A 12876-nucleotide genomic window follows, 5' to 3' on the forward strand; every position below is an offset into this window, starting at 1 on the left:
ACTTGTCGACAAGAAAAATACAATGTATAGAAGCGGACAGTATCCTTCGGCGTCACGCTACGCCGGGCATTCAATTGGAAGGAAAGCCAATGACCTCCCCGATCTTCAAGGGCTGCATCCCCGCACTCATGACCCCCTGCAAGGACGACCGGACCCCGGACTTCGATGCTCTGGTCCGCAAGGGCAAGGAACTGATCGACATCGGCATGTCCGGCGTCGTCTATTGCGGGTCTATGGGCGACTGGCCGCTGGTGACCGACGAGCAGCGCATGGAGGGCGTCGAACGGCTCGTCAAGGCGGGCGTTCCGGTCATGGTGGGAACCGGCGCGGTCAATACAAAGATCGCCGTCGCCCATGCCGCCCACGCCCAGAAGGTGGGCGCCGAGGCGCTGATGGTCATTCCACGCCTCCTGTCGCGCGGCCTTTCGCCCGCCGCCCAGAAGGCGCATTTCAAGGCGATCCTTTCCGCCGCCCCCGATCTTCCCGCCGTGATCTACAACAGCCCCTATTACGGGTTTGCAACCCGCGCCGATCTCTTCTTCGAGCTGCGCGCCGAACACCCCAATCTCATCGGCTTCAAGGAATTCGGCGGCGTTGCCGATCTCAGCTATGCGGCGGAAAACATCACGAGCGGCAATGACGACATCACGCTGATGGTCGGCGTCGACACGACGGTTTACCACGGCTTTGTCAATTGCGGCGCGGTTGGCGCGATCACCGGCATCGGCAACGTGCTGCCCCGCGAAGTGCTCCATCTTTGCAACCTGTCGCGGGCCGCCGCCGCGGGCGATGCCGAAGCGCGCGTCAGGGCAAAAGAGCTCGACGAGGCCCTGCACGTTCTGTCCACGTTCGATGAAGGCCCCGACCTCGTCCTGTTCTACAAGCACATGATGGTGCTCAAGGGCGACAAGGAATACGCGCTCCACTTCAACGAAACCGACGAGCTGAGCGCAAGCCAGCGCGGTTATGCGCAAGCCCAGCTTGCCCTGTTCGACGCCTGGTACGCCGGCTGGAGCAAGCAGGGTGGCGCGGTCGCCAAATACGCGGCCTGAGCGGAGACACGCAAACCGTGAGCGATCCCGCTCCACGCAAGAGAGGTTCAGGCGTTGCGCAGGTCTATGATGTCCTGCGCAACGAAATCCTCGACCTCAAGCTGGCCCCCGGCGCGCCGGTCGACGAGGCGCAACTGGCCCGCCGGTTCGACATGTCGCGCACACCCATCCGGGAAGCCCTCGTGCGGCTGACGGCGGACGGGCTGGTCGAGAACCTGCCCAACCGCTCGACCATCGTCGCGCCGATCGACTTCTTCAACCTGCCCAATTTTTTCGATGCGCTGACCCTGCTCTATCGCCTCACGACGCGGCAGGCGGCGGCCCGGTGCACCGCAAAGGACCTTGCGCCCGTAAGAGCCCATCAAAAGGAATTCGTGCGCGCCGTGCGGGCCCGTGATTCGGTGGGGATGATCCTCGCCAACCGCAATTTCCACGTCGAGATCGCAAGGATCGGCGGCAACCCCTATTTCATCGAGATGTTCACGCGGGTGCTCGACGAAGGCCGCCGCATCCTGCGCCTCTACTATTCGTCATATGACGATACCCTGCCCGCCCGCTACGTCGAGGAGCACGACGACATCATCGCCGCGCTTCTCGCTAACGATGTCGAAAGGGCCGACGAACTGGCCCTCGCCCACGCCGACCAGATCGTCATCCAGATCCAGAACTTCATCGCCGCAGACCGCCGCGTCGTAGGACGGGTCGCGCTTTAGGGTCCATCCGACGCCCCCCTTCTCGCTTCTCCGGCGAAAGCCGGAGTCCACATCTCGACATTGGCATAAGTTGAGATTTCGGTCTGGGCCCCGGCTTTCGCCGGGGAAGCCTGGGAGCGCGAGGCTGCTTCGGTCAAAATCCGAAACAGTCGAATTCTCTTTTAAATGCAAACCAATGGATGGTCGGCCACCTCCGAATGAGGCACACTGACGCAAGTTCATTTTTCTGCTTGCGGCTTCTGCACTGTCATGACGACCCGTCCCTCCATGCTCGCCCCCTTCCGCCACGAAGCCTTCCGCCTGTTGTGGCTGGCGACGCTGGCGTCCAATCTGGGCGGGCTGGTGCAATCGGTAGGCGCGGGCTGGATGATGACCACGCTGACCGACAGCCACAACATGGTCGCCCTGGTGCAGGCCTCGACCACCCTGCCCATCATGATGTTTTCCATCATGGCGGGTGCGCTGGCCGATAATTTCGACCGCCGCCGGATCATGCTGATCGCCCAGTGCGGCATGGCGGCGGTGTCGCTGGGGCTGGCCGTCATCACGTGGATGGGCATACTGACCCCGTGGCTGCTTTTGTCCTTCACCTTCCTCATCGGATGCGGCACGGCCCTGTTCAACCCCTCCTGGCAGGCATCGATGGGCGATCTCGTCCCACGCGAGGACCTTCCGGGCGCCGTGACGCTCAATTCGGTCAGCTTCAACATGATGCGCAGCGTGGGACCTGCCATTGGCGGGCTGATCGTCGCCTTTGCCGGGGCGGCGACCGCCTTTGCCGCCAATGCGGTCAGCTATCTGCCTCTTATCGCGGCCCTCTGGCGCTGGGAGCCGCAACGGCGCTCACAGGTGCAGCACCTGCCGCGCGAGCGGCTGGGCAGCGCCATGTGGGCCGGGCTGCGCTACGTCTCGATGTCGCCCAACCTGCTTGCGGTGCTGTTCCGCGGGTTCCTGTTCGGCCTTTCGGCCATCGCCATCCTCGCCCTGCTGCCCTCCATCGCCGCCAGCTATGAAGACGGGGGGGCGGTGGTCTACGGCACGATGCTGGGCAGTTTTGGCGTCGGCGCCATCATCGGGGCCTATTTCAACAACCGTCTGCGCGCCCTGCTCAGCAACGAGCTGATCGTGCGCCTCTCCTGCACCGGCTTTGCGCTCAGCGCGGTTGGGCTGGGCTTCAGCCAGAACGTGTTGCTCAGCCACTTCGCCCTGCTCCCCGCCGGGGCGTGCTGGGTACTGGCGCTGAGCCTGTTCAACGTATCGATCCAGCTTTCCTCGCCGCGCTGGGTCGTGGGGCGGGCATTGTCGCTTTACCAGACCGCGACCTTCGGGGGCATGGCCGGGGGAAGCTGGCTATGGGGCCTCAGCGCCGATGCCTTCGGCCCGGAATGGGCGCTGTTTCTTGCCGCCCTTGTCCTGATCGGCTGCGGCCTTGTGGGGCTGCGCCTTGCATTGCCGGCGTTCAACACGCTCGATATGAGCCCCCTCAACACGTTCAACGAACCCATGCTAAAGCTCGACCTCAGGCCCAGCAGCGGGCCCATCCTGATCATGGTCCATTATCATATTGCCCAGGAGGATATTCCCCGGTTCCTGGCCCTGATGAGCGAGCGGCGGCGCATCCGCATCCGCGATGGCGCGCGCCAATGGGCCATATTGCGCGATCTGGAACACCCCGACATCTGGGTGGAATCCTATCACGTCCCCACCTGGGTCGAATATGTCCGGCACAACCTGCGGCGCACCAAGGCCGATGCCGAGAACGTCGAAAAGCTCCGGGCGCTCCATCGCGGCCCCGATGCCCCCCACGTCTATCGCATGATCGAGCGCCAGACCGTGCCCCGGGACGACACCACCCCGCTGCGCAGCAGCCCCGAGCCCGAGGTGTGATCGGTCCCCCGGCCAATATTTCGGTGGAATACCCGTAACCGCCTTGAGAATTACCGATCCCCGGCCATGCTATGGAGCATCGGACGGCATCGGTATGCCGTCACTCCTCTCTTTTGTTTCGGAAGGGTTGATATGACTGTCGTCCTCAAGGAAATCGCCATCCCGCAATTCGGTGTGCCGGAGGCCCGTCCGGAAATCCCTGCCGCGACTTACGACAAGCGCGCGGCAACCCTCGTCGAGCGGGCGGCGAGCGATTGGGTGGTGGTCTATGCCGACCGCGAGCATCTGGGCAACATCGCGTTCCTGACGGGGTTCGAGCCCCGCTTCGAGGAAGCGCTGCTCCTTCTTGGCCGCAATGGCGAGCGCATCATCGTTACCGGCAATGAGAGCATCGATTACGTCCCCGTCGCCGGTCTGCCGGACGTAAAGGGCGTGCTGGCGCAGAGCCTGAGCCTCATGGGGCAGGACCGCAGCCAGTCGCCCGATCTCGCCGCCGTCCTGCGCCAGTGCGGCATCTCGCGGGGCCAGACCATTGCGCTGGCCGGATGGAAATATCTCGAACCCCGCGAATGGGACCCGAGCGCGCCCACATTCTTCGTACCCGCCTTCATCGTGGATGCCCTGCGGACGGTGATCGGTACGTCCGCGCCTATGGCGGACGCGACCCCGATCCTGATGAGCCCCGCCGACGGCATGCGCGCCATCGTCGATGCCGACGAGATCGCCCAGCTCGAATGGGGGTCGGCGCGCAGTTCGGCCGCCGTATGGCGCATCGTCGAGGGTGCAAGGGCCGGCATGAGCGAGCTCGAATGCGCGGCGCTGATGGGCTATGCTGGTGAACCGCTCAACTGCCACGTGATGATGAGCGGCGCCAGTGCGCCCGACCCGGTCATCGGCTTGCGCAGCCCCTCGAGCCGCAAGATCAAGGAAGGCGATGGCGTCACCACGGCGATTGGGTATTGGGGCGGCCTGTCGTGCCGGGCGGGCCTGATGAGCGATGGCGACGAGGCTTTCCTTGAAAAAGCCATCTGCTATTTCGACAGCCTGCGCGCCTGGTACGAAACCATCGATATCGGCGTGGCGGGCAAGCAGGTAGCGAGCGCGGTGGAAACCACGCTGGCGCGAGCGGGCCTGCGCCCCGCCCTCAACCCCGGCCACCTCATCAGCCACGACGAATGGATGCACTCCCCGCTGCGTTCCGGTTCCGAAGACGTCATCCGGTCGGGAATGGTCTGTCAGGTCGACATCATCCCGGCCCCGATGGAGCCCGGACAGGCGCTCAATTGCGAGGATGGTGTCGTCATCGCCGACGAAGCCCTGCGCGCCGACATCGCCCGGCTGCACCCCGAAGTCTACGCCCGCATGCAGGCCCGCCGGGATTTCATGAGCGACGTCATCGGCGTCACCCTCAAGGACTGCATCCTGCCGCTCTCCTCAACGCCCCTCTACTTCCCGCCGTTCTGGAATAAGCCCGATCACGTGCTTGTGGTGGAGAAACAATGACAGACAATCGGGACGAGATCATCCTTTCATGGGAAGAACTGCTCGATCTGGCCCATGGTTTTCTCACCGCGCACGGTCTTTCAGAGCCGCAGGCACGGGCGCTCGCCGGTGTCCTGTGCAGGTCCGAGCGTGACGGTGGCCGCTCGCATGGATTGCAGCGCCTGCCCGGCACGCTGGAGACGATGGCGCATCCGACGTTCAACAAGCACGCGGACCCCACCGTAGAGGAACTGACGCCCGCCATCATCCATGTCGATGCCGATTACGGCTTTTCCACGCTGGCCGCCGAGCGCGGCCTGCCGCTGCTGGTTGCCAATGCGCGGCGGCTGGGCATCGCCATTCTTGCCATCAACAACGGTTTTCATTCCACCGCCCTCTGGCCGATCGTCGAGGATATCGCGGTGCAGGGGCTCGCGGGACTTTCCATGAATCCCACCCATGACTGGGTGGCCCCGGCGGGCGGGACCGGCGGCGCCCTTGGCACCAACCCCATCGCTTTTGCCTGGCCGCGCCCGGGCCACCCCCCTTACGTATTCGATTTTGCCACCAGTGCCGCCGCCCGCGCCGACATCGCGCTTTACCGCCAGGAAGGGCGCCAGATCCCCTCCGGCTGGGGGCTCGACCGCGAAGGCCAGCCCAGCACCGATCCCGCCGCCGTCCTTGCCGGCGCCATGCTGCCGTTTGGCGGGCACAAGGGCTCGGCGCTGGCCACCATGATCGAGCTGCTCGCCGGCCCCTTCATCGCCGACAGGACCAGCCGGCAGTCCGCGCAATTCGACCAGCAGGCAAAGGCCGCGCCGTGCCATGGCGAACTGATCCTCGCCTTCAACCCCACCCTCATCGGCGCCGCGCTGGGAAAGGAAGGCGAAAGCCAGGATGCCGCCGAGGACCTTTTTGCCCGCATCGAGCAGCAGGGCGCCCGGTTGCCCGGCTCGCGCCGCTACGCCATCCGCGAACAATCTAACGCGCGCGGCATCCCCATTCGCAGAGCGCTCCACGAAAAGATCATCTCCATGATGCCGGACGCGCGCCCCGGCTAGATCGTTTCGGGTTAGGCGTGATGGCAAGATCGCGCTGGATTCCGGCAATAAATGCCGGAATGACAATGGTGTGAGGGGCACGGTTACAACCACAAACTCCACCGTCACCCCGGGACGGGTTCCCGGGGTCCAGTGCGGTGCAAACCGCGTCCGCTGTGTTTGCGATTCCACCAAACACTCATGTGTTCAGATATATCTGAGTCCCTTTTCGGCCAGCCTTTCGCGCATCTTGTAGATGTCGAGGCCAAGTTCCCCCGCCGCCAGCCGCTTGCGCTTGTCCTCCTCGGCGGCAACCCGCGCCTCGGCCTTGTCGGCCACCGACGCGGCCTCATCGCGCCGGACCACGCACACCCCGTCGTCGTCGGCAATGATCACGTCGCCCGGCTCGACCAGCGCACCGGCGCAAACGACAGGGACGTTGATCGAGCCCACCGTCTCCTTGACCGTCCCCTGCGCAGAGATCGCTTTGGACCACACCGGGAATTTCATCTCGGTCAGGTCGGCCACATCGCGTACCCCGGCATCGATGATCAGCCCCTTGCACCCGCGCGCCTGTGCCGAGGTGGCCAGAAGATCGCCGAAATAGCCGTCCTCACTCGGACTGGTGGGCGCGAGCACGAGAATGTCGCCGTCCCTTAACTGCTCGATCGCCACATGCACCATCCAGTTGTCGCCCGGCGGCGCCGAGATGGTAACCGCGCTCGCCGCCAGCCGCGCGCCGGAATAGATCGGGCGCATATAGCTGGCCAAAAGCCCCTTGCGGCCCTGCGCCTCGTGCACCGTCGCCACCCCACAGGCCGCAAGGCGCTCGATGACGCCCTTGTCGGCCCGCTCGATGTTCCGGACAACCACCCCGCCCATTACAGTTCATCCACGGTGCGCGGGAAGATCGACTGGAAGCCTTCGGCGTATTTGGCCGCCCTTCCTCCTGCCTGACCGCCCGAATTGCGCCGGAAGTGGTTGGCCCGGTTCTGCGCCACGTTCTCGTAATAGTGCCACAGGTGCTCCTGGCCTTCCATCGCCTGGATCGCCGCCCACTTCTTGTCCCACACGGGCGTGATATCGAGAAAGGTATCAGGCTTCCATTCCATCTGCTCGGTCTGGTGCGGCTCGAACAGATAGACCTGCGGCGCCCCGAGGACCTTTTCACCCGGATTGTGCCCCCAGGCCTGCGCGATGGCCCGGCATTCGAGCGTCCACTGCGACACATACATGTGGTCGGTGTTGTAGGGATCGTATTTGGAGTGCGTCATCATGAAGGCGGGCTGCACCTTGCGCATCACATCGACCAGCCGGTCCTTGCCCTCGCGGGTCATTTCCAGTGGGTAATCGCCCAGGTCGAAAAATTCGATATCGTGGACGTCGAGCGCCCTGGCCGCGTTCTCGGCCTCGCGGCGGCGCTCGGTCTTGACCTTGTCGAGCGTCATACCCTCGTTCTTCCAGAGCTTGGCGCTCTCCCCGCGCTCGCCATACGAAAGGCAAACCACCGTCACCGCGTAGCCAAGCGAAGCATGCAACGCAATCGCCCCGCCGCAGCGCCACACAAAATCGGCCGAATGGGCCGAAACGATAAGAGCAGTCTTGGACATAAGTAAAAATCCCCAATAAGCAGGTCGTCAGGATCGCCCTGCCCGGACGGCGTCCGGGCAGGGCCTTGATGAAGGATCAGTCTTCGGCAAATGCAGTCTGCCGCGCCTTGCGCAGTTTGGGCAAGGCGGCAAATACGAGCATGGCGATGGAAACCGCCAGCAGAGCGGCGGAAATCGGACGCGACACGAACACCGAGAAATCGCCGTCCGAGAGCACGAGCGCGCGGCGGAAATATTCTTCCACCATCGGCCCCAGAATGAAGCCGAGCAGTAGCGGCGCCGGTTCGCAGTCGAGCTTGGCCAGCACATAGCCCGCGGCCCCCAGTCCCGCCACCATGAACACGTCGAGCACCGAATAGGAGCTGGCATAGACCCCGATGCAGCAGAACATCAGGATGGCCGGGAACAGCATCGAATAGGGGATGCGCAGGAGGCGCACCCACATGCCGATGAGCGGCAGGTTGAGAATCACCAGAAACAGGTTGCCGATCCACATCGATACGATCAGGCCCCAGAACAGATCGGGATTTCTCGTCACCACCGACGGGCCGGGCTGGATATTGTGGATGACCATCGCCCCGAGCATCAGCGCCATCGTGGCCGAACCGGGAATGCCCAGCGTCAGGGTCGGTATGAACGAGGTCTGCGCGGCCGCGTTGTTGGCCGATTCCGGCCCCGCCACGCCCTCGATCGCCCCCTTGCCCAGTTCGTGCCTGTATTTCGAGGTCTTCTTTTCAAGGCTATAGGCAAAGAACGAGGCCAGCGACACGCCGGCACCCGGCAGGATGCCCAGGAAAGACCCCAGCGTCGACCCGCGCAGAATGGCGGGGGTCATGCGTTTGATGTCCTGCCTCGTCGGCATGATGGACGCGATCGGCGCCACCTGCGCTTCGCCGGTCTTCTGGCGTTCCAGCGTGCTGACGATTTCAGCGAAGGCGAAGATGCCGATCGAGATGACGATGAAATCGACGCCTTCCCAAAGGGCGATGCTGCCGAAGGAAAAGCGCACCACGCCTGAGCTCACATCCATGCCCACGAGGCCGATGAGCAGGCCGACGACGATCATGCACAGCGATTTGAGCAGCGGTCCCGATGTCAGTGAAACCGCGCCGATCAGCCCCATGAACATCAGGGCGAAATATTCAGCCGGGCCGAAACTGAAGGCGACCTGGGCGATCGGGCCTGAGAACACGGCCAGCACCAGCACGCCCAGGCTCCCCGCGACGAACGAGCCGATGGCCGCTGCCGCCAATGCGGCCCCCGCGCGACCCTGCTTGGCCATCTGGTGGCCGTCGATGGTCGTTACGACCGAGGAGGCTTCTCCCGGCAGATTGACGAGGATCGCAGTGGTCGATCCCCCATAGGCGGCGCCGTAATAGATGCCGGCAAGCATGATCAGCGCGCCGATCGGGCTCAACCCGAAGGTGAAGGGCAGCAGCATGGAAATCGTCGTCAGCGGCCCAAGCCCCGGCAGCACGCCGATCAGCGTGCCCAGAAGGCAGCCGACACCTGCGTAGATCAGGTTTTCCAATGTCATGGCCGTTTGCAGGCCCAGGGTGAGATTAGCGACAAAATCCATCTTGCGAGCCTCAGAAGCCGAGAATGCGCGGCAGAAGGGGAATCTGCAGCTTGAGCAGAAGGTGAAAGACACCCAGACCGATAACCAGTTGAACGCCGACATTGCCGGCAATGACCAGCGGGCGCGCGCCCGGCGCCGCAAGGCTCGTGATGGCCGCACAGATCGAAAGCGTTACCAGCAACCCGAGCGGCTGAATCAGAATTCCAAAGAGGACCGTTGTAAAAATGATTACGCCCAACCCGCGCAGGTTGAACGTGTCCAGCCGGCCTCCCTCGTCCGGTTCGCCCCGCAGCGCGGTAAGGATGACGCCGCTACCCAAAAGGCTCAGCAGAATCCCAAGTATGAGCGGAAAGAAGCCTGGCCCCATGCGCGCAGGCGTACCCAGCCGGTATTCGAGAGAAGAAACGACAAAGAATATCCCTATGGCGACGAAAATCGCGCCGGCGACGAGATCTTTTTGACTTCTTATGGACAACATGGCGCCCTTTGGAAATGCGGTGCGAGCCACCCCACGGGGAGGCGGCCCGCAGCCACTATGGACTTTATTCGGGGCGGATGCCCTGTTCGTTGGCAACCCGGCGCCAGGTGGCGTATTCGCTCTTTACCTGTTCGGTAAATTCTTCGGGCGTGCCCCAAAGCGGGCGGGCGCCGTCGCTCTGCAGGAATTCGGCCATTTCCGGGGTCTGCAGCACGGTGTTGAGGTCGGCGTTGATCTGATCGACGATCGCCTCGTCCATGCCCTTGGGCCCGAACAGACCCCACCAGTTTTCGATCACGGCGTCATCCAGGCCGAGTTCGCCCACGCTGGGCAACTCGGGCAGGATGTCCGAACGCTCCGCGCTCGAAACCACGATACCGGTCATCAGGCCCTCGCGCACATGCGGGATAACCTGGGTGATGCTGCCATAGAAAAGGTCCGCGTGGCCCCCGATCACGTCGGTCATGGCGGGGGAGCCGCCATTATAGTGAACCGGCGTCATCTGGAGATCGGCGGCGCTGCGCAGGATTTCGGAGGCGAACTGGTTCAGCGACCCGACGCCAACGGTGGCGTATTTGAGCTCGCGCTCCTTTGCAAGCGCCGCGAACTCGTCATAGTTCGAGACGCCGAGCGAGGGGCTGGTGGCCAGCAGCAGCGGCGTGGCCCCGATGCGGCCGATATGGGTCAGGTCCTCGGCGGGATCGACCAGCGGGGTCTCCTGAATGGCAGCTCTCATGGTGACGGTCGCCGAGTTGATGAGCAGCGTATAACCATCGGGACTGGCGCTGGAGACCTGCCCGGTGGCCAGCAGCGTGCCGGCGCCCGGAATGTTTTCGACCACGATGGTCTGGCCCCAGATCGCGCTCAGCCTGTCGGCGATGAACCGGCCCACCATATCGACGGCGCCGCCCGGCGCGAAAGGCACGACCAGCGTAACGGGACGCTCGGGATAGTTTTGGGCATACGCTGCGCCCGATCCGGCTAGGACAAGCACCGAAGTGGCAAGTAAGGCTTTGATCAGTTTCATGATTTCCTCCTGGGTTGGTCGATTGGGTCTTTCAAACCCGCTAGTCATACGAACAGGCTGTCGAGCGTTACCGAAGCGGGCAGAATTTCCTGCTGGATCGAAAAATCGACCAGCGTCTGCATCGACTTGCGGTTGGCTTCGAGCCCGGATTTGTAAAGCTGGAGACCGGCTGGCAGTCCGTGCCGGGTACTGTCGAGATCGCCGCGCTCCTGCGCAATTTCACGTGCCCTGTCGAACACTTCCGTAACGGCTTGGACAAGCCATGGGTGCGCGTCCAGCACGTCGCGGCGCAGGCACAGCACATGGTTTACGGGAAAAATACCGGTGCGCGCATACCATTCCGCACCCGCTTCTGCGGCGTTCCCGATCACCGGACGCGTGCCTTCGGGAATGCCATGCAGGCCGGTGACCGCATCGACCTTGCCCGCCCTGAGCAGGCTGAGCGGGCTTTCCTCGCTCTCCACAAGGGTCACGAAATCGGGATCGGCAAACTGGGGCACATGCGGGCCCTCCTGGACGATCCAGTCGATATCGCGAAGCGCGATGCCATAGTCGCTCTGGAGAATGCCACGGATCCACACGCCCGTCGTTTGCGGCCACGAGCGGGCCAGCACCTTGCGCCCCACGAGGTCCCGCGGCCCCCGGATATCGGAATCGGCAGCGCAAAGAATCGAGGCGTGATGCATGCGGCACGAGGTCGGAACGGGCAGGCCCACAATGGGCACACCGGCATGGATCGCCTGCCCCAGCGTGGCGACCGGTATTTCCGAAAGATCGAATTCCAGCGTACGCACCATGCGGCGGAACGCGACGTGGAAGGGCTCGACACGGACACGTTCGAGCGCGAAGCGATCGGAGATGACCAGCCCCTCGTGAAGGGGGCGCACCTGAACCATATCGCCAATGGCACTTTTGAGCTGCAAGGCAGGCTGCATGAAAATCCTCTTTGTCCGGTTCCTTACCGGCTCTTGACTTTCGCGGAATATTTCAGCTTGCAGTCAATCAGGTCAAATGCGATGTAGTCCTAACTATATAACCAAACTGCATAGACATATGGCCTGGCGATTCAAACTTCGGCACATAGAAGTGTTCCGCGCCCTGATGCTGACCGGCAGCACCATCGAGGCCGGCCGCACCCTCAATATCAGCCAGCCGGCGGTCAGCCGCACCCTTGCCGAGCTCGAAGCGCAACTGGGAACCACCTTGTTTTCGCGGATCGGGGGGCGCCTCGTGCCGACGCCCAAGGCGGAATGGCTCTTCGATACCTCGCAGGAAACGCTGGCGCGCGTCGATCATCTCGATGCGATCCTGCGCGATATCGACCGCATGCCCCAGCGTCCGATCCGGCTTTTCGCCAACTCGGCCATGGCCCATTCGATCCTGCCCGATGCCCTGGTTCTTTTCCGGCAATCGTACCCGCAGATCTCGGTTTCCACCGATGTCGTGGTCCGGCGCGACAACCGCCGCTGGCTCAACGAGCAGGAGTTCGATCTGGCGGTGACCATGCTGCCGGTCGAATACCCTGCCGATCTGATCACGACCCTGCCCATGGGCGAGGGCGTATGTATCCTGCCGCCCGGCCATCGCCTGTGCGCGGAACCGGTCATCGATCTCGCCATGCTCGACGATGAACCGCTGGTCGTGCTCCAGAGGCACAACCTCACCCGTTACAAGGTCGAGCAGGCTTTCGACAGCGCGGGGCTCCGTTGCCGGATTGCGGTCGAAACCGCCACGGCGGCGTCTCTCGTCATGTTCGTGACGGCCGGGCTGGGAAGCGGTGTCATCGATCCGTTCACGGCCCTCAAGCTCAAATCGCTGGGCTACACGCGAAAACCCCTGCGCCCCCGCATCGAATTTTCCTACGGCATCCTCAAACCCATGCGCGTTCAGGCACAACCCGAACTCGCGGCCCTCTCGGCCTGCATCAAGACGGCCTATATCGCAGCGATGAAAGAGGCCATGACGTTCTAGAGCGTTTCCAGAATAAGTGGGCACCACTTATTCGGTT

General features: G+C 63.4%; 12 protein-coding genes. 6 read left to right on the plus strand and 6 right to left on the minus strand.

Features of this window, described 5'->3' with window-relative positions; translation table 11 throughout:
• Positions 1–89: 89 nt before the first annotated feature.
• The 5 genes from DQG18_RS04255 to DQG18_RS04275 all read left to right on the plus strand — a co-directional run bounded on the left by DQG18_RS04255 (position 90) and on the right by DQG18_RS04275 (position 6195).
• Complete coding sequence (locus tag DQG18_RS04255) at positions 90–1052, plus strand: dihydrodipicolinate synthase family protein (RefSeq protein WP_116652995.1); 963 nt, start codon at positions 90–92, stop codon at positions 1050–1052.
• Positions 1053–1069: 17 nt separating this feature from the next.
• Complete coding sequence (locus DQG18_RS04260; RefSeq protein ID WP_116652996.1) at positions 1070–1765, plus strand: GntR family transcriptional regulator; 696 nt, start codon at positions 1070–1072, stop codon at positions 1763–1765.
• 249 nt (positions 1766–2014) lie between these two features.
• Positions 2015–3652, plus strand: coding sequence for an MFS transporter (locus DQG18_RS04265; protein WP_116652997.1), 1638 nt, complete (start codon positions 2015–2017; stop codon positions 3650–3652).
• Positions 3653–3784: 132 nt separating this feature from the next.
• Positions 3785–5155, plus strand: coding sequence for a M24 family metallopeptidase (locus DQG18_RS04270; protein WP_116652998.1), 1371 nt, complete (start codon positions 3785–3787; stop codon positions 5153–5155).
• On the plus strand, positions 5152–6195 hold the full coding sequence (locus tag DQG18_RS04275) for an Ldh family oxidoreductase (protein WP_116652999.1): 1044 nt from the start codon (positions 5152–5154) through the stop codon (positions 6193–6195). Before DQG18_RS04270 ends, DQG18_RS04275 begins: the two co-directional genes overlap by 4 nt.
• Before the next feature lie 186 nt (positions 6196–6381).
• Here the strand turns inward: DQG18_RS04275 and DQG18_RS04280 are convergent, their stop codons facing one another.
• From DQG18_RS04280 to DQG18_RS04305, 6 genes are all read right to left on the minus strand, one after another.
• On the minus strand, positions 6382–7056 hold the full coding sequence (locus DQG18_RS04280) for a 4-carboxy-4-hydroxy-2-oxoadipate aldolase/oxaloacetate decarboxylase (protein WP_116653000.1): 675 nt from the start codon (positions 7054–7056) through the stop codon (positions 6382–6384).
• A complete protein-coding gene (locus DQG18_RS04285) occupies positions 7056–7784 on the minus strand; it encodes a PIG-L deacetylase family protein (RefSeq protein WP_116653001.1) in 729 nt (242 codons plus the stop codon). Before DQG18_RS04285 ends, DQG18_RS04280 begins: the two co-directional genes overlap by 1 nt.
• 76 nt (positions 7785–7860) lie before the next feature.
• Positions 7861–9363, minus strand: coding sequence for a tripartite tricarboxylate transporter permease (locus DQG18_RS04290; RefSeq protein WP_116653002.1), 1503 nt, complete (start codon positions 9361–9363; stop codon positions 7861–7863).
• A 10-nt stretch (positions 9364–9373) separates the two neighbouring features.
• Positions 9374–9841 carry a tripartite tricarboxylate transporter TctB family protein gene (locus DQG18_RS04295; RefSeq protein WP_116653003.1) on the minus strand — a complete coding sequence of 156 codons (468 nt, stop codon included), beginning with the start codon at positions 9839–9841 and terminating at the stop codon, positions 9374–9376.
• Positions 9842–9905: 64 nt separating this feature from the next.
• Positions 9906–10868, minus strand: coding sequence for a Bug family tripartite tricarboxylate transporter substrate binding protein (locus DQG18_RS04300; RefSeq protein ID WP_157969996.1), 963 nt, complete (start codon positions 10866–10868; stop codon positions 9906–9908).
• Between the two features lie 44 nt (positions 10869–10912).
• Entirely contained in the window at positions 10913–11803 is an 891-nt protein-coding gene (locus DQG18_RS04305) for a substrate-binding domain-containing protein (protein ID WP_116653005.1), read from the minus strand.
• Between the two features lie 118 nt (positions 11804–11921).
• Between DQG18_RS04305 and DQG18_RS04310 the strand changes: the two genes are divergently transcribed.
• Complete coding sequence (locus DQG18_RS04310; protein WP_198669655.1) at positions 11922–12839, plus strand: LysR substrate-binding domain-containing protein; 918 nt, start codon at positions 11922–11924, stop codon at positions 12837–12839.
• The last annotated feature ends 37 nt before the right edge of the window (positions 12840–12876 follow it).

It is taken from the genome of Pelagibacterium sediminicola, assembly GCF_003390885.1.
GTDB classification, from domain to species: Bacteria; Pseudomonadota; Alphaproteobacteria; order Rhizobiales; family Devosiaceae; genus Pelagibacterium; species Pelagibacterium sediminicola.